Source organism: Streptomyces sp. WG7, from assembly GCF_049975785.1.
Classification (GTDB): Bacteria; Actinomycetota; Actinomycetes; order Streptomycetales; family Streptomycetaceae; genus Streptomyces.
Genome location: NZ_JBNGGE010000028.1, coordinates 48,597 through 66,691 on the forward strand (window position 1 = coordinate 48,597; position 18,095 = coordinate 66,691).

General features: G+C 74.4%; 14 protein-coding genes and 1 pseudogene. 5 read left to right on the forward strand and 10 right to left on the reverse strand.

From position 1 onward, the window contains the following. Nucleotides 1–20: 20 nt before the first annotated feature. The 3 genes and pseudogenes from ACP4J0_RS24950 to ACP4J0_RS24960 all read right to left on the reverse strand — a co-directional run bounded on the left by ACP4J0_RS24950 (nt 21) and on the right by ACP4J0_RS24960 (nt 3,775). Nucleotides 21–1,574 carry an FAD-dependent oxidoreductase gene (locus tag ACP4J0_RS24950; RefSeq protein ID WP_426600910.1) on the reverse strand — a complete coding sequence of 518 codons (1,554 nt, stop codon included), beginning with the start codon at nt 1,572–1,574 and terminating at the stop codon, nt 21–23. 233 nt (nt 1,575–1,807) lie between these two features. Continuing rightward, nucleotides 1,808–2,527, reverse strand: a pseudogene (locus tag ACP4J0_RS24955) (class I SAM-dependent methyltransferase); the annotation flags it as partial. Between the two features lie 39 nt (nt 2,528–2,566). Next, nucleotides 2,567–3,775: a lycopene cyclase family protein gene (locus ACP4J0_RS24960; RefSeq protein WP_426600911.1), complete on the reverse strand. Its 1,209-nt coding sequence runs from the start codon at nt 3,773–3,775 to the stop codon at nt 2,567–2,569. A 526-nt stretch (nt 3,776–4,301) separates the two neighbouring features. Between ACP4J0_RS24960 and crtI the strand changes: the two genes are divergently transcribed. From crtI to ACP4J0_RS24980, 4 genes are read left to right on the forward strand one after another with little or no spacing between them, the layout of a single operon-like run. Then, complete coding sequence (crtI, locus tag ACP4J0_RS24965; protein ID WP_426600912.1) at nt 4,302–5,819, forward strand: phytoene desaturase family protein; 1,518 nt, start codon at nt 4,302–4,304, stop codon at nt 5,817–5,819. Next, nucleotides 5,816–6,823, forward strand: a complete 1,008-nt coding sequence (locus tag ACP4J0_RS24970) for a phytoene/squalene synthase family protein (protein ID WP_426600914.1) — start codon at nt 5,816–5,818, stop codon at nt 6,821–6,823. The genes crtI and ACP4J0_RS24970 overlap by 4 nt, the downstream gene beginning before the upstream one ends. Next, nucleotides 6,820–7,854, forward strand: a complete 1,035-nt coding sequence (locus ACP4J0_RS24975; protein WP_426600916.1) for a DUF5914 domain-containing protein — start codon at nt 6,820–6,822, stop codon at nt 7,852–7,854. Before ACP4J0_RS24970 ends, ACP4J0_RS24975 begins: the two co-directional genes overlap by 4 nt. 14 nt (nt 7,855–7,868) lie before the next feature. After that, nucleotides 7,869–8,360: an MSMEG_6728 family protein gene (locus ACP4J0_RS24980; RefSeq protein ID WP_426600917.1), complete on the forward strand. Its 492-nt coding sequence runs from the start codon at nt 7,869–7,871 to the stop codon at nt 8,358–8,360. Nucleotides 8,361–8,362: 2 nt separating this feature from the next. Here ACP4J0_RS24980 and ACP4J0_RS24985 read toward each other — a convergent pair whose 3' ends face one another. Then, a complete protein-coding gene (locus tag ACP4J0_RS24985) occupies nt 8,363–9,112 on the reverse strand; it encodes a hypothetical protein (RefSeq protein WP_426600918.1) in 750 nt (249 codons plus the stop codon). Nucleotides 9,113–9,327: 215 nt separating this feature from the next. On the opposite strand from ACP4J0_RS24985, the gene ACP4J0_RS24990 reads away from it, so the two are divergent. Beyond that, nucleotides 9,328–10,269 carry a DMT family transporter gene (locus ACP4J0_RS24990; RefSeq protein WP_426600919.1) on the forward strand — a complete coding sequence of 314 codons (942 nt, stop codon included), beginning with the start codon at nt 9,328–9,330 and terminating at the stop codon, nt 10,267–10,269. Here the strand turns inward: ACP4J0_RS24990 and proP are convergent. The 6 genes from proP to cdtA form a co-directional block, all read right to left on the reverse strand. Then, nucleotides 10,233–11,768, reverse strand: coding sequence for a glycine betaine/L-proline transporter ProP (proP, locus tag ACP4J0_RS24995; protein WP_426600920.1), 1,536 nt, complete (start codon nt 11,766–11,768; stop codon nt 10,233–10,235). The genes ACP4J0_RS24990 and proP overlap by 37 nt on opposite strands. Before the next feature lie 162 nt (nt 11,769–11,930). Continuing rightward, nucleotides 11,931–13,268 carry a lipase family protein gene (locus ACP4J0_RS25000; protein WP_426600921.1) on the reverse strand — a complete coding sequence of 446 codons (1,338 nt, stop codon included), beginning with the start codon at nt 13,266–13,268 and terminating at the stop codon, nt 11,931–11,933. Nucleotides 13,269–13,500: 232 nt separating this feature from the next. After that, a complete protein-coding gene (locus tag ACP4J0_RS25005) occupies nt 13,501–14,094 on the reverse strand; it encodes an exonuclease domain-containing protein (RefSeq protein ID WP_426600922.1) in 594 nt (197 codons plus the stop codon). A 66-nt stretch (nt 14,095–14,160) separates the two neighbouring features. After that, complete coding sequence (locus ACP4J0_RS25010; protein ID WP_426600923.1) at nt 14,161–16,230, reverse strand: iron ABC transporter permease; 2,070 nt, start codon at nt 16,228–16,230, stop codon at nt 14,161–14,163. A gap of 7 nt (nt 16,231–16,237) precedes the next feature. Beyond that, nucleotides 16,238–17,224, reverse strand: a complete 987-nt coding sequence (locus ACP4J0_RS25015; protein WP_426600924.1) for an ABC transporter substrate-binding protein — start codon at nt 17,222–17,224, stop codon at nt 16,238–16,240. Next, the gene (cdtA, locus tag ACP4J0_RS25020; RefSeq protein WP_426600925.1) at nt 17,221–18,081 is read right to left on the reverse strand and encodes a siderophore ABC transporter ATP-binding protein CdtA; all 861 of its coding nucleotides are present in this window, start codon (nt 18,079–18,081) and stop codon (nt 17,221–17,223) included. Before cdtA ends, ACP4J0_RS25015 begins: the two co-directional genes overlap by 4 nt. Between the last annotated feature and the right edge of the window lie 14 nt (nt 18,082–18,095).

Genomic DNA, 18,095 nt, shown 5'->3' on the forward strand with positions numbered 1-18,095 from the left:
CGGCAGCCGCAGGCGTGGTCTCAGCGCGCCCCGAACCGTCGCGCCACGGCACGCAGCAGGGCGGACCGGCCCTGGTCCGGCACCGTCCACAGCGTTTCGCCGCGCACACCCCACCGCTCCAGCAGGGCGTTGGCGGCGAGGAACCCCGAGGTGGCGGCGCGTTCCATCAGGGCCACGGGCAGATCCGTGCGGACCAGGTCCCCGGCGACGACGACGCACGGGTCGGGTGTGCGGACCGTCGGACGGTCGCGGTGGCCGCCGACGGTGAACAGCGGGCAGTCCGCCCGCCACTCGTGCCGCGCGGCGACGACGCGGGCCTTGCGGGTTTCCGGATACACCCGGTGCAACTGATCGACGAGGCGCTTCTCCTCCACCTCCGGGAGCGCCGTCGACGGGAGGGCGTAGGCGTGGAGTTCGACGACCGACCCGCCGGTGCGCGCCGCCCAGCGCGCGGCCTCGCCCTCCCAGTGGGACAGCACGCTGACGTTGTCCAGCGAGCCGTAGCCGCTGGTGCCGAGGAAACCGGGCCGGCCGGACGCGACCGGACGGTCCAGCCACAGCCGGGAGACCAGGAACGGCGGAGCATTCCGCAGCCGCGCCACCCGCTCGCGCCACGCGGCGTCACCCAGGTGGGGTGAGCGGCCCACCACCTCCCGCAGGCCGCCGGTGTCCAGGGCGAGCACGACCCCGTCGTACGGCCGGGCACCGGCGGCGTCGACCACCAGGTGACTGCCGGGCGGACCGGGCCGGACGGCCTCGACGGACGTGTTCGTCCGCACCTCGGCCCCATGCCGCGTCAGGTGCCCCGCGAGCGGATCCCACAGCGCCTGCGGGAACGGCTCGCGGGGGACGTCGAACAGCAGTCCTTCGCTGGAGCCGAGGAAGTAGATGTGGAACATCAGCGCCATCTCCGCGGCCGACAGCTCCCGCGGGTCCGCGAAGAAGCTGCGGGAGAACACCTCGAAGGCCAGATGCCGCGCGGCCGCGGGGAAGCGCAGGGTGTCGAGGAAGTCGTGGGCGCTGACGTCGTCCAGCCGTTCGTGGACGCGGCGCGCGCGGACGTCGAGGAGGGGCAGTGCCGCGGCGGGTCGCATGGCCAGCAGGTCGCGCGGCCTGAAGCTGGGGCTCAGGGCGACGAAGCCGAGGGCGCTGAACGGGGGAGTGCGCGGTACCCGGCGGAAACCGTCGCGCAGCCCGCTGCTGTGCCGCAGCGGATAGTCCGGCAGGCCGGTCAGCATGCCCAGGCCGGGATCGCAACGGCGCAGCAGACTCCGCAGGTTGTAGTACTGGCGGAAGAAGGCGTGGAAGCCCCGGCTCATCGTGGCGGGCGTGCCGTCGGGCAGTTCGACCGGCCGGCCCGCGACCCGGCCGCCGAGCACGGGCTCGCGCTCGTGGAGCACCACGCGCACCCCCCGCTCGGCGAGGACGGTCGCCGCCGCCAGCCCCGCGATGCCACCGCCGATCACCGCCACGGACGGCGGATCACCGCTCACCCGCGCCCGGCCCGGCCGGGGAGCGACGGCCTGTGCGCGCCGGTCCCGCCCAGGAGGCCGCGCTCCGGCGCCCCGGTTCACCGGGCACCTCCTGTCTCCGTGCCGCCCGTCTCCGTGCCGCCCGTCTCCGTGCGGTCGGTTCGCCGGCCGTGCGTCTCCGTGCCGGCTGTCTGCGTGCCGGTCGTCGGCGCCCGGTCCGTCACCGCCTGGCCTGTTCGCGTACCGCGGGCTCGCGGGCCGCCGGTCTGCGCCCGGTCCGCCTCTGCCCGGTCCGCCCCTGCCCGGCCCGTCTCCGTGCGGCCCGTGGGCGCCCCGCCCGTCTCCGCGTCGGCGCGGCGGCCGACGAAGGTGTGGGTGATGCCCGTCTGCCAGCCCGGCAGCGGCAGGATCCGGACCCGCTCGAACCCGGCCCGGCCCAGCCGCTCGCCGAACGCGGGCGCGGTGTCGAACGCCGCGACGCTGCGCCGCAGATGCCGGTAGAGGTCCCGGTCGCCCGTGACCGTGCCCAGCGGCAGGATGACGCCCCGGCACACCGCGGCCCACACCAGACGGTGCGCGCGCCGCCCACTGAGCGCGTACTCGTGCACCGCCAGCCTGCCCCCGGGAGCCAGCAGCCGGTACACCGTACGCAGGACGGCGTCGGGATCGGTCAGGTTCCGGAACAGGTAGGCGGCGAGGACGGCGTCGAAGGGCCCGGCCGGCCCGGCCCGGTGCAGTTCCTCCGCCGGGGCGTGCACGAAGCGCACCCGCGGCGGCCACCGCTTGGACTCGGCCCGCGCCAGCATGCCCGCCGAGGCGTCCACCCCCACGATCTCCGCGGCGGGGAAGGCCGCGGCCAGCGCCGCCGTCGACGCGCCCGTGCCGCAGCCCAGGTCCAGCACCCGGCGGCCGGCGCCGCCGTCCGCGAGGCCGAGCCGGCGGGCGGAGCGGCGCAACTGGGCGTGGTATCCCGGGTTGAGCGCGACCATGCGGTCGTAGCGGCCGGCGCCGTGGTCGAAGGCGGCGGTCAGCGCGGCGTCGCGCAGCAAGGGCATCGGCGCTCCTGGTGACGGGGTCTCTCGGACCGGCGGCTCTCAGCGGACGGGGGTGTGGCGACGCGGCAGCCACGGCAGCTCCGCCGCCGTACGCAGCATCGGCAGGACAGGGGTGCGTATCCCGACCGCGACGTCCTCGTACAGCCGGGACCGCCCGTCGAGGAAGCGCAGCAGCCGCCCGGCGGGTACGCGGTCGAACAGCCGGAAGAAGAGGTCGGGGCCGTCCACCCGCCCGGTCCCCAGCGCGCGCAGCAGCACCGCGTCCATCAGCCGGGCCCGCGCCGGGTGCGGGGGCGGCGGCACGGGGCGGCGGCCCGCGCGCACGGCGCGGGCGATGGCGTCGGACTGCCGCTGCACGGCGGCGAACGTGTACCCGGTGGAGGCGCGCGTGGCCCCACCCGCGACGCCGATCCGGAAGACGGCACCGGAGCCCCGGGCCCGCCGCTCGAAGACGGCGTCGGTCATCGGGATCACCCCCTGCTCCGTCGACAGGATCTCCGTGGCGCCGGTGCGCAGGACGCGGCGCGTGTAGTCCTCGAGTGCGCTGTCGTACGCGCCGGACGTCAGCGGTGCCGGCCCGAACTCGGTGTACTCGACGAGTGCGGTGTGCCGGCCGGTCGGGAGGACGTAGCCGAAGGACAGGCCGTGCGCCGGCTGGACGGTGCGGAAGTCCATCAGCTCGACCACCCCCGGGTCGAAGACCGGCTGCCGGGTGCGGACGAACCAGCCGCGGAAGTGCTGGAGGAGGCGGGTGCGGGCCGGCGGCGGACGGTCCGGCGGGCGGGAGTCGAAGACCCAGCGGGCGCGCAGGCCCGCCCGGGCCCCGGCGGCGTCCGTGGCGGACACGCACGCGGTTCCGTCCGGCAGGGTGGTCACCGTGCCGACGGTGGCCTCCAGACGACGCACCCCGGGCCGGTCCTTCAGGTCGCGGTCCACCAGCGCCTCGAAGTCGTCCGAGCGGATCATCTTGTAGCGCGCGGGCGCGATGTGCCGCAGGACGACCGCCCCGTCCCGGCCGCGCACCCGCAGCCACTCCCACGACGCCGTCGTCGCCGGGTCGAAGCGGCCGGGGCCCGACTCCCAGAAGCACCAGGTGCGGCGCGGTGCCCGCAGCGGGCCGGGCGGCGGATCGATCAGGACCACGGAGGGCACCGCCCGGTGCGGTGCGTCCGCCGGGGCCGGCAGCCGGTGGGCCAGGGACAGCCCCGCGGCCCCGGCACCGACGACCACGATGTCCGCGTCGACCACGGCGCCTCCTTTCCGTCCGCCCCGCCCGCCCGCCCGGCCGCCGCGGTCGGACCGGCGTACGACGTCCCTGTACGACGGGCCGCACCACGTCCCTGTAGGACGGCCCCGTATGACGGTCCGCACGACAACGTGTACGACGAGCGTGCGACGGCTCGGTTCCGCCGGAGTATTCCGCCCCCGCGCGGCCCGCGGACGCACGGCGCGCTGGACGGCCCGGCGCGGCTACCCACCCGGCGCGGCGGACACCCGCCGGACGGGTGACAGCCGGGTGTGAACGGGCCCGGGCGGCGTCGCGCCGGAGGCGACGGGGGAAGACATGACGCCGGGTCACCCACCGGCGGCGGCCCATGACCGACGACGGACGGTGCGTTCGCGGCGCGCCGTCCGCCCGAAGCGGCGGCGGCCGGCGTGCCCGGCACGGCCCACCGCCGCGGCCGACGACGAGAGGATCCGGGATGCGCCACGGAACGGCCGGCCACGGCCGGGAACAGCCGCGGGACCGGCCGCCCACGGGAGGGGCCCCGCGATGACGCGGACGGTGACCGGCCGCACCGACCACGTCGTGGTCGTCGGGGCGGGGCTCGCGGGCCTGTCGGCCGCACTGCACCTGCTGGGCTCCGGACGGCGGGTGACGGTCGTGGAACGCGACCCCCTGCCCGGCGGCCGTGCCGGACGGCGCGAGCTCGGCGGCTACCGCCTCGACACGGGCCCGACCGTCCTGACGATGCCCCAACTGGCCGACGAGGCGTTCGCCGCCGTCGGCGACCGGCTGGCCGACCGCGTCGAACTCCTCCCCCTGCACCCCGCCTACCGGGCGTGCTTCGCCGACGGCGGCACGCTCGACGTCCACACCGACGCGGACGCGATGGAGGCGGAGGTCGAACGGTTCGCCGGGGCCCGGGAGGCGGCCGGGTACCGGCGGCTGCGCGCCTGGCTGCGGCAGCTGTACGCCGTGCAGATGTGCCGGTTCATCGACACCAACTTCGACTCGCCGCTCGGCCTGCTCACCCCCGACCTGGCCCGGCTCGCCGCCCTCGGCGGCTTCGGCCGGCTGGACGCACGCATCGGACGCTTCCTGACGGACGAACGGCTCAAGCGCGTCTTCTCCTTCCAGGCCCTGTACGCCGGTGTCGCACCGGCCCGGGCGCTGGCCGCCTACGCCGTCATCGCCTACATGGACACCGTGGCCGGCGTGTACTTCCCGCGCGGCGGCATGCACGCCCTGCCCCGCGCCATGGCGGACGCCGCCGCCGACGCCGGAGCCGACCTGCGCCTCGGCCGGGACGTCACCGGCCTGGAACGCTCCGGCAACCGCGTCACCGCGGTCGTCACCGCCCACGAACGCATCCCCTGCGACGCCGTCGTCCTCACCCCCGACCTGCCCGCCGTCCACCGGCTGCTGGGCCGCCGACCGCGCCGCCCGCTCGGACTGCGGCACGCGCCCTCCGCCGTCGTCCTGCACACCGGCACCACCCGCACCTGGCCGCACCTCGCCCACCACACCCTCTCCTTCGGCGCCGCGTGGCACCGGACCTTCGACGAGCTGACCAGGACCGGCACCCTCATGACCGACCCCTCCCTGCTGATCACCCGGCCCACCGCCGGCGACCCGTCCCTGGCCCCCGAGGGCCGCCACCTCCACTACGTCCTCGCGCCCTGTCCCAACACCGACACCGGGCCGGGCGCCCGGGACTGGACCGACCTCGCTCCCCGCTACCGCGACCGCCTGCTCGCCACCCTGGAACGCCGGGGACTGACCGGCATCGCCGCCGCCATCGAGGAGGAGTGCCTGGTGACGCCCGCCGACTGGACCGCCCAGGGACATGCCGCGGGCACGCCCTTCTCCGTCGCCCACACCTTCGCCCAGACGGGGCCCTTCCGCCCCCGCAACCTGGTGCGCGGCACGGACAACGCGGTCCTCGCGGGCTGCGGGACCACCCCGGGAGTCGGCGTGCCGACCGTGCTGATCTCCGGGAAGCTGGCCGCCGCCCGCATCACCGGAACACCGGCCCGCGCCACGGCGGCGAGGGGCGGCCGCCGATGACCCACCGCGAACTGGACGCCGCGGGCATCACCGACCCGGCCCTGCGCTCCGCCTACACCCACTGCCGGCTCCTCAACGCACGCCACGGCCGCACCTACTTCCTGGCGACCCGCCTCCTGCCCGCCGACCGCAGGCCGGCCGTGCACGCCCTGTACGGGTTCGCGCGGTGGGCGGACGACATCGTCGACGACACGGGGGCACAGGCGACGACCGCCGAGCGGGCGGCCACCCTCGCCCGCCTCGAAGAGCAACTGAGGCAGGCGCTGACCGGTGCGCGGCCCGCCGCCGAACCCGTGGTCCTCGCCCTGGCCGACACCGCCGCCCGGTACGCCATCGAACCGGCACACTTCACCGACTTCATGGCCTCGATGCGCAGCGACCTCACGGTCACCGACTACGCCACCTACGACGACCTGCGCGCCTACATGCACGGCTCGGCCGCCGTCATCGGACTGCAGATGCTGCCCGTGCTCGGCACCGTGACCTCCCGCGCCCGGGCCGCGCCGCACGCCGCCGCGCTCGGTGTCGCCTTCCAGCTGACCAACTTCCTGCGGGACGTCGGCGAGGACCTGGACCGGGGCCGGATCTACCTCCCGGCGGACCTGCTGGCCGCGCACGGCGTCCAGCGGGACCTGCTGCTGTGGAGCAGACGCACCGGCCGCCACGACCGGCGCATCACCGCCGCGCTGCGAGCCGCCGAGGACCTCACCCGCGCCGTCTACCGCGAGGCCGCACCCGGACTCGCCATGCTGGACCCGGTCGCGCGGCCCTGTATCCGCACCGCGTTCATCCTCTACCGGCACATCCTCGACGCCATCGCGGACGACGGGTACGCGGTACTGCACCGGCGCGCGGTGGTGCGCCGCCGACGGCGCGCGGCCGTCGCGGCCGACGGGCTCTCGCGCGTGCTCGCCGCCCGGCTGGGAGCGCGCGCCGCCGCGGCCCGCGGCGCCGCGCCGGTGCCGAACCGGCCCGACGCCTGCTCCGCGAAGGAGACCGGATGAGTCCGAACCCCCGCCCGCACCGGGGGCGTTGGCCCCTGCGGTTGCGTCGCCGCCCCGTCCCCTGGCAGGCCCAGCGGCCCACCTGGCGCGAGGCCCGGCCCGCCGTCATCGCCGGGGCCCTCGAGCGCGCCCGGGCACGCCCCTCGGGCAACTGGTACGTCCTCGGCGCGAGCACCGGCGTACGGTCCACCCGTCCGCTGTCCGGCACGGTCGCCGGTGTCGAGGTCGTCGTCTGGCGGGACGCGCACGGGCGCCTGGTGGGCGGACCCGGTGTGTGCCCCCACCTCGGTGCCCCGTTGGCCGACAGCCCGGTGCGGTGCGGCACGCTCGTGTGCCACTGGCACGGACTCGCCCTGAGCGGCGCCCCGTTCGCCGGCTGGGAGCCCCTGCCGGTCCACGACGACGGCGTGTTGGTGTGGGTGCGGCTGGACGCGGTGGGGGCGGAGCCGCCGTCACCGGTGCCCGTCGTACCCGCCAGGCCACCGCGGGCGACGGCGCTGACGTCCGTCTGGCGCGGGGTCGGGGTCTGCGAGCCCGAGGACGTCGTCGCCAACCGGCTCGACCCGTGGCACGGCGCCTGGTTCCACCCGCACTCGTTCGTGGACCTCACGGTCGTCGAGGCACCCGACGGGAGGCCGGACGGGACGACGGGCGCCGACGCGGGCGCCGACCGCTTCGTCGTGGACGTCTCCTTCCGGCTCACCGGCCGGCTCGTCGTGCCCGTACGGGCCGAGTTCACCGCACCGGAGCCCCGCACCGTCGTCATGCGCATCACCGACGGCGAGGGCACCGGGTCCGTCGTGGAGAGCCATGCCACACCGCTCGGCCCGGACGGGAGCGGCCGGCCGCGGACCGCGGTGGTCGAGGCGGTGCTGGCCAGCTCGGACCGGCCGGGTTTCCCCGTGGCCCGCCGTCTGGCACCCGCCCTGCGTCCGCTGATGCGCGCCGCCGCCGGCCGCCTGTGGCGCGACGACCTCGCCTACGCCGAACGCCGCAGACACCTGCGCGACCAGGGCCGGTTCCCCGGCTGACCGGAGAGGACAGCATGCAGACCTTCCTTCCCCACCCCGGTTTCCGGGAGTCGGCGCTGGCCCTGGACCGCCGTCGGCTGGGCAAACAGCGGGTCGAGGCGCTCCAGGTGCTGCGCGGTCTGACCGTGCCGGGCTACGGATGGCGCCGGCACCCGGCGGTACGGATGTGGACGGGCTACGAGGAGGCACTCGTCCGGTACGGCCTGGAGGTCTGCCGGGTCTGGCGCGAGCAGGGCCACCAGGACAGTTGCGCCGCCTCGCTCGTCGCCGGACTCGCCGTGTGCCGTCCGCACGAGCCGGTGCGCGACCAGCCGGAGCTGGCGGACGCCGGGGAACTGCCGCCCTGGCTCGGGGACGACGCCTTCCACCGCAGCCACCGGTCGGCGCTGGTGCGCAAGGAGCCCGAGGTGTACGCCGAGCTGTTCCCCGGGGTCCCGGACGACCTGCCCTACGTGTGGCCGGCCTCCGACCGGGAGCGCGGGGACGCGGGGAGCGGCGCCCCGTAGGGTCAGGCCCGCTGCTCGCCGGCCAGTTCCTTCATGTCCACGGTCTGGTCGGCGGGCGGCTGCTCGGGGCTCACCGGCTTGTTGTAGTCGCTGAAGGTGACGCTGCCCGGGTTCTCGCCGCCCTCGGTCGTGGTCTTCAGGATGTACGGCTCGCCCTCCGTGGCGACGTACAGGGCGAGGGTCTCCCCGGCGGAACCCTTCTTCGTGAGCTTCAGGGCCTCCTCGCCGCCCACCTCGGTGGTGTCGCCGCGCTTCATGCCCTGGCGCTCGGACTTGTCCTCGTCCATGGCGGCGATGAAGCCCTGCTTGTCGCAGACACCGGCGGTCGCGGCGTCGTTCGCCGGCATCTTCACCCACTTGCCCTGCAGCTTCGGTGCCATCTTCTGGGCCGCGTCGGGCTGCTGCTGCAGGGCGCTGCGCCAGTACTGCGCGTCGCCGCGCAGGAAGAGCGTCGCGTCGGTGTGCCGCACGTCCGCCTTGCCCTCGCCGGTGCCGATGGTGCCCTGGCAGTTCTTCTCCTGGTCGACGGAGACGTCGATGGTGACGGTGCTGCCGTCCTCCAGACGGGTGTCCCCCTTCATGTGCAGGGACTTGGCCTGCTGGGTGGCCTCCACCGCCTTCGCGGCGATGTCGTCGGCGCTCTGCCCGTCGAACGGCTTGCTCTCGCCACCGGAATCGCCGCCGCAGCCGGCCAGAAGGGCGACGGAGACGCTCGCGGTCGCCACAGCGGTTGCCACTTTGAGGGTGCGCACTGGAAGTTCCTTCCCATGTCCGTTCATGCCCGTCAAATCCCTTGCTTTACCGATGTGTTGGCACCGGGACGTTCCGACTACCCCGGATCCCCGTGGCATGCACCCGAAGGAGGAATCGTGACGACCGTGTGAGGGACGCCGTCGTCGATTGGTCCCCGATGGCGCCCTTGAAGTGGACCCCGTGACGGGCCGCCGTGCTTTCTAGCGTCGTGGGCATGAACGCCACCACCACGCGCGGAGCCCTGCTCGCCGCGCTCGCCTGTGTCCTCGTCGGAGGCTCCTTCACCGCCAACAGCCTGCTCGGTGACTACCCGTACGCGGGCGGCCAGTTCCTGCGCTACGGCCTGGCCTTCCTCCTGCTCGTCCCGCTCGCCGGCCCCGGCGCGACGACCCGGCTGCGCATGCTCGGGGCCGGCCGGTGGCTGCGCCTCGCGCTCCTCGCGGCCGTCGGCATGGTCGGCTTCAACCTGGCCGTCCTCGCCGCGGAACGCACGGCGGAACCGGCGGTCCCCGGCGTCTTCGTGGGTTGTGCGCCCGTGGTGGTCGCCGTCCTCGTTCCCCTCCTGGACGGACGCCGGCCGCAGCGCGTCGTGCTGTACGGGGCGTTGTTCGTGGCCGTGGGTGCCTTCACGGTGCAGGGCTGGGGGCGCACCGACGGCGCGGGCATCGCCTTCTCCGTGTGCGCCCTGGTCGGCGAGGTCGGATTCGCCGTCCTCGCCGTGCCCGTACTGCGTCCCCTGGGCCCGCGGCTGCTGTCCACCGTGGTGTGCGGCGTCGCGGCGGCCGAGTCGGCGGTGGTGGGTCTCCTGGCCGACGGTGCCGGGTGGCTGCGGCGGCCGGACGCGGTCGAGACCGGTGCGCTGCTGTGGCAGGCGGCGGTGGTCACCGTCGTCGGGTTCGTGTGCTGGTACATGGGCATGCAGCGGATCGGGGCCGAGCGCGCCACCCTGTTCTCCGGCCTGATCCCGGTCGCCGCGGCGTTCACGGCACCGCTCGTCGGCACGGGCTCCTACGGCGCCGCGCAGGCCGTGGGCAGCGCGCTGGTCTGCGCCGGGGTCGCGGTGGGGTCGGGCGCCGCGTCGCCGCGGTTCGCGCGCCGGGGCCGTGTCCCGGAGGCGGGTCAGCGGGCCTCGGAGCGCTCCTTGGAGAACCGGTAGAGGTCCTTCGAGGTGGTGATGAGTTCCCGCTGCTCCTGCCGGGAGCCGACCATGGGCTGCGAGCCGTTCAGCGGCACCTGGGCGCTCTCCGGCAGGAACCTCACGGTCACCAGGCCGATGGCACCGGCGACCATCAGGTAGTAGGCGGGCATCAGGTCGTTGCCGGTGACGCTCACCAGTGCCTCGGTGAGCAGCGGCGTGGTGCCGCCGAAGGCCGCGACGGCGAAGTTGAAGCCGATGCCCATGGCCGCGTAGCGCACCGCGGTCGGGAACAGCGCCGGCAGCGTGGCGGCACTCGGCGCGGCGAAGCAGGCCAGCAGGGTGGCGAGGAGCAGTATCCCGGCGACCGGCGCCCAGGTGCCGTCCGCCTTCAGCAGCAGGAAGGCGGGAACGGCGAGGATGATCATCGCGACGGCGCCGACGGCGTACAGCGGGCGGCGGCCGACGTGGTCGCTGAGCCGCCCGAGGAAGGTGATCAGCAGCACGATCCACACCATGCCGATCAGCACCAGCACGTCGGCGAAGCCGCTGGAGCGGCCGAGGGTCTCCGTCTGGTACGTGGGCAGGTAGCCGGTGACCATGTAGTTGGTGACGTTGTAGAGCAGCACCAGGCCCATGCAGATCAGCAGCGGACGCCAGTGCTTCCTGATGATGGTCTTGAACTCGCTGCCCACCGACTTCTGGGCCAGGCTCTTCTCGTGCTCGTCGAGCTGCTGCTGGAAGGCGGGGGACTCCTCCAGCTTGAGCCGCATGTACAGGCCGATGAGGCCCAGCGGACCGGCGATCAGGAACGGGACGCGCCAGCCCCAGTCGAGCATCTGGCCGTCGGTCAGCACCAGGTGCAGCACGGTGACCAGCGCGGAGCCGAGGGCGTAGCCGACGAAGGTGCCGAAGTCGAGCCAGCTGGAGAGGAACCCGCGCCGCCGGTCGGGTGAGTACTCGGCGACGAAGGTGGTGGCGCCGCCGTACTCGCCGCCGGTGGAGAAGCCCTGGAGCATGCGGGCGAGCAGCAGCAGGACCGGGGCGGCGATGCCGATGCTGGCGTAGCTCGGGATGAGTCCGATGGAGAAGGTGCCGACCGCCATCAGGATCATGGTGGTGGCGAGCACCTTCTGCCGGCCGACGCGGTCCCCCAGCGGGCCGAAGACGAGGCCGCCGAGCGGGCGCACGACGAAGGCCGCGGCGAAGGTGGCGAAGGAGGAGATGACCTGGGCGGTCGGGGAGGCGCCGGGGAAGAACACCTTGCCGATGGTGGCGGCCAGGTAGCTGTAGACGCCGAAGTCGAACCACTCCATGCAGTTGCCGAGCGCCGAGGCCCCGACCGCGCGCTTGAGCAGCGGTCCCTCGACGACCTGGACGTCGTCCTCGTGGAAGGCGCCCTTGTTGCGGCGGAGCCGGCGGGTCAGCTCCTCGCGCACCTGCCGCGGCAGGTGCGCGACCGTACTCGGCACCTTCACCCGGCCGAGGGGGCCGGACCCGCCGTCAGGCTTCGCGTTCACCACGCTGCCGCCTTTCTGTCGCTTCACCACGTTTCGCGTGAGCAATTCTGTGCCGCAATGATCGTCCGGCGCATGCCGGAGCCGCTGCCCGGGTTCACGTGGGATCGCACGCGGGGCCCCGGCGGACGTCCGCCGGGGCCCCGCGTCCGCGGCCGGTACGGCTCAGGGCTGCACCGGCATGCTCCAGCAGTTGGAGCCGGCCGGCTTCCCGGAGAGCCGGTCGGTGAGCCAGGAGACGGCCTTGCCCTGATCGGCGAGCAGCGGAGCGGAGTGGTTGAGCAGGCCACTGCCGACACCCGGCAGCAGCACCGGGTCGTAGGTGACCTTCGCGCCCTTGCGGCACCAGTCGACGGCCAGCCGGCGGGACTGCTCGTGGGGGACCAGGTCGTCGCTGACGCCCGTGGCCACGCGGACCGGGCCGGCCGGCTTCAGCGAGCCGATCCGCTGCTCGGCCAGGAAGTCCTGCAGCGCGGGCTCGGCCCGGATGATGTCGCTGAGCGACTGCCCGGTCTTCGTCCAGGCCGTGCTGCTGTCGCCCCCGTACCCGAAGAGCGCGTCCCCGACGCACATGGTCGACAGGTCCTTCAGCGCCTCCTCGCCCGCCGCGTTGATGTACCGGTCGACGATGGGCCCGAGGGCCGGCTCGGTCTGCAGGAAGCCGTTGAGCGACCAGCCCAGCGCGCCCGCCAGGTCGCCGCCGTCGATCGCCTCGGTCACCTCGGCCAGGTCGGCGGGCGGAGCGCCGGCGTAGGTGCCCGCCAGCTCGACGTCCGGAGCGTAGGACGGCTGGAGTTCGGCCGCGGCGGCCGTCGCCCCGCCGCCCTGGCTGTATCCGAACAGGCCGACCCGCGAGCCGGGGGTGACCGACGCCGAGCCGAGGGAGCGTGCGGCGCGTACGGCGTCCAGTACGGCGTGGGCTCCGTCGACGCGGTTGACGTAGGTGTGCAGCCGGTCGGTGGTGCCGAGGCCCACGTAGTCGGTGACGACGACCGCGACGCCGCGCAGCAGCAGCCGGTAGACCGACAGGTTCTCGTAACCCACCGACACCGTTTGGCCGTTGAACATCAGCGGGTGTTCCAGGGCCATGGAGGCGGCGCACTGGTCGCCCTGGCCCATGGTGCCGGGTGCCACGGCGACCAGGGGCCGCGGTCCGCCGCCGCGCCACCGCGCGGCCGGCTCGATGTAGGCGCCGGTCACGGCGACCGGTTCGCCGTTCGCGTCGGTGGACTTGTACATCAGCCGGGTCGCCCGCCCCGGCAGGGGGCCGTCGAGGCCGGGCAGGCTCAGCGCGAGGCGCAGCGGTTCGCTGCGGACCAGCGCGCCGTCGGCCTCGGGCAGCGTGGCCGGCGGGGTGTAGAAGGCGGGTATCTCGACGCCGCGGGACACCTCCGTGGCGGAACCGGTGGCCGAGCCGGTGGCCCCGGCGGCCGGGACGGCCTGTGCGCCGAGGGCGAGTGCGACGGCGACCGCCGCGGCGAGCGTGCGTGGGCGTGGGGGCATGGCGAACCTCCTGGGGAAGGGCCGGAACCGGTCGTCCGCGGCCCGGTGGGGGCCAGGGCCGTGGTCGCGCTGCTCCTGCGGGGTGACGGGACCGTAACCGGCCAGGGGTTACCGCGGGTAGCGCCATGCTTATTACGGTTCAGTAACTTGACGTTCCGTCCCACAGCGGGTCACACCGCGAACCAGGACGTGCCCGACTTGCCGACGAGAGGCGGCCGCCCCCACGGCTCCGTCAGGCCCTGGGCCAGGCGCCCCGGTCGGCCAGGTGGAGCACCAGCGCCGCGATGTTCCAGGCGTCGTCCACACCCCGGTGGTGCCGGCCCTGGAGCGGCAGCCCGGCGAGTTCGAGCGCCCGCGCCATGCCGGGCCTCCCGCGCAGCCCGTGGGCCTTGGTGAAGACCGCCTTGGCGTTGGTGTGCGTGCGCTCGGCCGGACGGCCGAAGGGGTACGCCACCCCGTCCGCCGCGCACCGGCCGACGAACTGGTGCCGGTCGTAGTCGCCCCAGCTCGCCCAGGGCCGGACGCCGGCGCCGTGCACGCGCGCCAGCGTGTCGCAGGCCTGGGCGAAACCCACGCCCGTGTCGGCCTCGGCCTGGGTGATGCCGGTCAGTTCGGTACAGAAACGGCTCACCCGGGAGCGGACGGGCCGCACCAGGACGCGGTGCCGGGCCACCCGCTCCCGGGTGTCGAGGTCCACCACGGCGAGCCCGATCTCGATGATCTCGCTCACCGCACCGGGCGGCGGCTGCCCGTCCCAGCAGGTGGCCTCCAGGTCGATGACGTTCAGCAGGCCGTCGTGGCCCCCGTCCGCGGCGCGTCGGTGCATCCCGGCACCGTACGAGGGCCCACGATCTCCGTCACCCGGTTTTCGGCCGAGCGCCGCGAGCGGCACCTATCGGCGGCTCCGCACCAGCAGGTACAGGAAGTACGGCGTACCGATGACCGCCGTCATGATTCCGGCGCCGAGCTGGGCCGGGGCGATCACCGTGCGCCCGATCAGGTCGGCCGTGCAGACCAGCGTGGCGCCGAGGAGGACCGCGACCGGCACGACCCGTACGTGCCGCCGGCCCACGAGGGCGCGGGCCGCGTGCGGGGCCACCAGACCGACGAAGCCGATGGTGCCCGCACAGGCCACGGCCGTCGAGCTGAGCACGACGCTCAGCACGAGGAAGCCGAGGCGGCCCGGCGCCAGCCGCAGGCCGAGCAGTCGCGGGGTGTCCTCGTCCAGCGAGACCAGGTCCAGCTCGGTGCGCCGGGCGACCGCCACACCGATCCCGACGACCAGCGCCAGCACGACCGGCACGACGTCCGGCATGGTCCGCCCGTAGGTGGAACCCGACAGCCAGGTCAGCGCCTTCGTCGAGTTGAACGGATCGGTGAGCACGATCAGCAGGCTGATCAGTGCCGTCGTCGCGGCGGCGACGCCGATACCGACCAGGACCAGCCGGTTGTGCTGGAAGCCGCCCCGGGCGGCGAGCCCGAAGACGAGCACCGCGGTGACAGCGGAGCCCGCGAACGCCGCCCCGGCGATCCCCCACGTCCCGGCGGCCGGCACGGTGGTCACCAGCAGCACGGCGCCCAGCGCGCCACCGCCGGAGACACCCAGGACGCTGGGCTCCGCGAGCGGGTTGCGGGTCACGGCCTGCACCAGCGTGCCGGACAGGGCGAGCGCCGCGCCCGCGCAGAGCGCGGCGAGCACCCGGGGCACCCGGGTGTCCAGGACGAAGGAGACGGTCCGGCCGGCCCGCCCCTGCGCCCAGTTGACGACGTCACCGAGCAGCAGCTTGCTGTCACCGACCAGCACGGCGACGATCACGAGGCCGATCAGGACGGCGACCAGGACGGCCACGGTGACCAGGAACACCGTCCGGCTCGGGATGCGCAGCCGGTCCGGCGCGCCGGCCCCGGCCGTGTCCCGCAGCCGCAGTGCCATGACGACCAGGAACACGGCGCCGACCAGGCTGGTCACGACACCCGTGGGCACCGCCACCGAGAGGTCGTCGGAGACGACCGTCCGCAGCAGCACGTCCGAACCGAGGACCAGGGCCGCGCCGGTGAGCGCGGCCGCGGGCATGGAGGTACGGGACCGCGCGAAGCCGCGGAACCGGCGGGCGAGCGGACGGACGAGGGCGGGCGCGCACAGGCCGACGAATCCGATCGGACCGGCGAGCGTGACCGCGGCGGCGGACAGCAGCGCCGCCAGGACGACGACCGTGACCCGGGTGGCCCGGACCGGGACCCCCAGCCCCCGCGCGGCGTCGTCGCCGAGCGCCAGGGCGTCCACCCGGCGGGCCGTCAGCAGCAGCCCGGCCAGTCCGACGACGGCGACGGGCAGCATCTGCAGGACGCCGTCGAAGCCGTTCTGGCCGATGCTGCCCTGGTTCCACTGGTAGAGGCCGTCCGTCTTCTCGGGGAAGAGCAGGAGCAGTCCCTCCGTCATGGAGTTCAGGCCCAGCATCAGCGCGGTGCCGGCGAGCACGAGCCGGACGGCGCCCGTGCCGAGGCCGGACAGGCCGAGCACGACGGCCGCCGCCGCCAGGCCGCCGGCGAAGGCGACCCCGGAGGAGGCGATCATCGGGAGCGAGACGCCGGTGACACCGGCCAGCCCGAGCGCCAGGTAGGAGCCCGCGTTCACCGCCAGGGTGTCGGGCGAGGCGAGCACATTGCGGCTGACCTTCTGGAGCGCGGCGCCGGCCATGCCGAGGGCGGCGCCGACCAGGAGGCCGGCGGTCATCCGGGGCAGCCGGGACGCGATCACGACGGACGCGTCGTCGGGGTCCGCCTGCCCGGTCAGGGCTTTGAAGACCTCGGCCGGTCCGGCGGCGGCGGTGCCCTGAGCGATGTCGACGACGGCGAGTACGGCGACCAGCAGGACGAGCCCGGCCGTCACCGCGGCCGCGCCCGACCGGGGCGTGGGAGCCGTCGACGGACGGACGGCGGGTTCGGTTGCGGTGACGGCCATGACCCCGCTACTTCGTCAGCGAGCCGACGACGGAGTCGATGTACGCCTCCATCGACCCGGGACCACCGAACATCCAGATCCCGTCGTTCAGCCGGTGCACGTCGCCGGCCTTCACGAACGGCAGGGACGTCCACACCGAGTTCTTGGTCAGCGCGCCGGTGAACGGGGTGCTGTTCTTGTCCCCGTCGTTGGCGATGTAGACGAACTGGACGCCCTCGGGCAGCGCGGTCAGGCCCTCGACGTCGGTGGAGGCGAGACCGTAGGCCTCGTCGCCCTTCATCTTCCAGGCGTTCTTCAGGCCGAGCGCCTCGTTGATCTCACCGAAGAGCGAGGTCGCGGTGTAGGGGCGGATCGAGACCTGGTTGGAGGTCACGTAGCCGTCGGCGAAGGCGATCTCCTTGCCGGCCGTCTTGGCGTCGGCCAGGGCCTGCTTGCCCTCGGCGACCTTCGCCTCGAAATCCTGGCGGATCGTCTGGGCCTTGGCCGTGGTGCCGGTGGCCTTGGCGATGAGGTCCACGTTGTCGAGCATCTGCCCGATCTGGTCGGCGGGGTCGGCGGACTTCACCTCCAGCACCGGGGCGACCTCGCGCAGCTGCTTCACGGCGGCGGGCGGCAGGTCCGTGGTGGCGACGATGAGGTCCGGGGAGAGGGACGCGACGGTGTCCATGCTCGGCTCACCGCGCGTGCCGATGTCCTTGGGGTCGTTCTTCAGCGGGACCGCGGTGTTCCACGTCTTGTAGCCCTTGACGTCCGCGACGCCGACCGGGTCGACACCCAGCGAGACGAGGCTCTCGACGACGTTCCACTCGGTGGCGACGACCTTGGTGGCCGGGCCGTCGAGCTTCACCTCGGTGCCCTTGCCGTCCTTGAGGGTGATGGCTTCCGAGGCGGCCTTCTTCTCGGACTTGTCGGCGGCGGGCTCCGTGGTGCCGCAGGCGGCAAGGGTGAGCGCCGCGGCGGTGGTGGCGGCCGCGGTGAGCAGGAGGCGTCTCATGAGGTGGTGCCGAGCCTTTCGGTTCGTATGTGGTGGCGGCCGATCGGGCGGGTGCGCAGCCGGCCGGTCAGGGGGTCGGTGTCGACGTCGATCCGGATGCCGTAGACGGCGCTCAGGCGTTCCGGCGTCAGCACGTCCTCGGGCGGGCCGTCGGCGACGATCCGGCCCGCTTCGAGGAGCGTGATCCGGTCGGCGACGGCCGCCGCCTGGTCGAGGTCGTGCAGGACGACCCCGACGGCGATCCCGTGGTCGTCCGCCAGGTCGCGGATGAGGTCGAGGAGTTCTACCTGGTAACGCAGGTCGAGATACGTGGTCGGTTCGTCCAGGAGCAGTACGCCGGTCTCCTGCGCGAGGCAGCTCGCGAGCCACACCCGCTGCAACTGCCCGCCGGACAGGTGGTCGGCGCCGCGGTCGGCGAGTCCGTCGACGCCGGTGAGCGCGAGCGCCCGGTCGACGGCGGCCGGGCCGTCCGGGTCCGGCCGCCCCCAGCGGCCCCGGTACGGATAGCGGCCGAACTCGACGACGTCCCGCACGGTCAGCCCGCCGGGGGTCGGGCGCGCCTGCGTCAGCAGGGCGACGTACCGCGAGAACTCACGGGACGTCAGCGCCAGGCCGTCGGTGTCGCCGTCGATCCTGAGCGTGGCGCTGCGGGCACGCTGCAGTCGGGCGACGGTCCGCAGCAGCGTCGACTTCCCGCTGCCGTTCGGACCCACCAGAACGGTCACTTCACCGGGCCTGAGCCTGACCGCGGCGTCGTGCACGACATCGACACCGTCGTACGACACGGTCACACCCGTCGCCGACAGCTCGTGGCCGCGCAGGCGCGGCGTACCGGCTGCGTCTTCACCGAATCTCACGTGGCGAAGGTTAG

Bases quoted from the DNA above. Each gene is read 5' to 3' on its own strand.
- crtI (WP_426600912.1), top strand. From the start codon at position 4,302: ATGACGCGGACGGTGACCGGCCGCACCGACCACGTCGTGGTCGTCGGG.
- ACP4J0_RS24970 (WP_426600914.1), top strand. From the start codon at position 5,816: ATGACCCACCGCGAACTGGACGCCGCGGGCATCACCGACCCGGCCCTG.
- ACP4J0_RS24975 (WP_426600916.1), top strand. From the start codon at position 6,820: ATGAGTCCGAACCCCCGCCCGCACCGGGGGCGTTGGCCCCTGCGGTTG.
- ACP4J0_RS24980 (WP_426600917.1), top strand. From the start codon at position 7,869: ATGCAGACCTTCCTTCCCCACCCCGGTTTCCGGGAGTCGGCGCTGGCC.
- ACP4J0_RS24990 (WP_426600919.1), top strand. From the start codon at position 9,328: ATGAACGCCACCACCACGCGCGGAGCCCTGCTCGCCGCGCTCGCCTGT.
- ACP4J0_RS25000 (WP_426600921.1), bottom strand. From the start codon at position 13,268: ATGCCCCCACGCCCACGCACGCTCGCCGCGGCGGTCGCCGTCGCACTC.
- ACP4J0_RS25005 (WP_426600922.1), bottom strand. From the start codon at position 14,094: ATGCACCGACGCGCCGCGGACGGGGGCCACGACGGCCTGCTGAACGTC.
- ACP4J0_RS25010 (WP_426600923.1), bottom strand. From the start codon at position 16,230: ATGGCCGTCACCGCAACCGAACCCGCCGTCCGTCCGTCGACGGCTCCC.
- ACP4J0_RS25015 (WP_426600924.1), bottom strand. From the start codon at position 17,224: ATGAGACGCCTCCTGCTCACCGCGGCCGCCACCACCGCCGCGGCGCTC.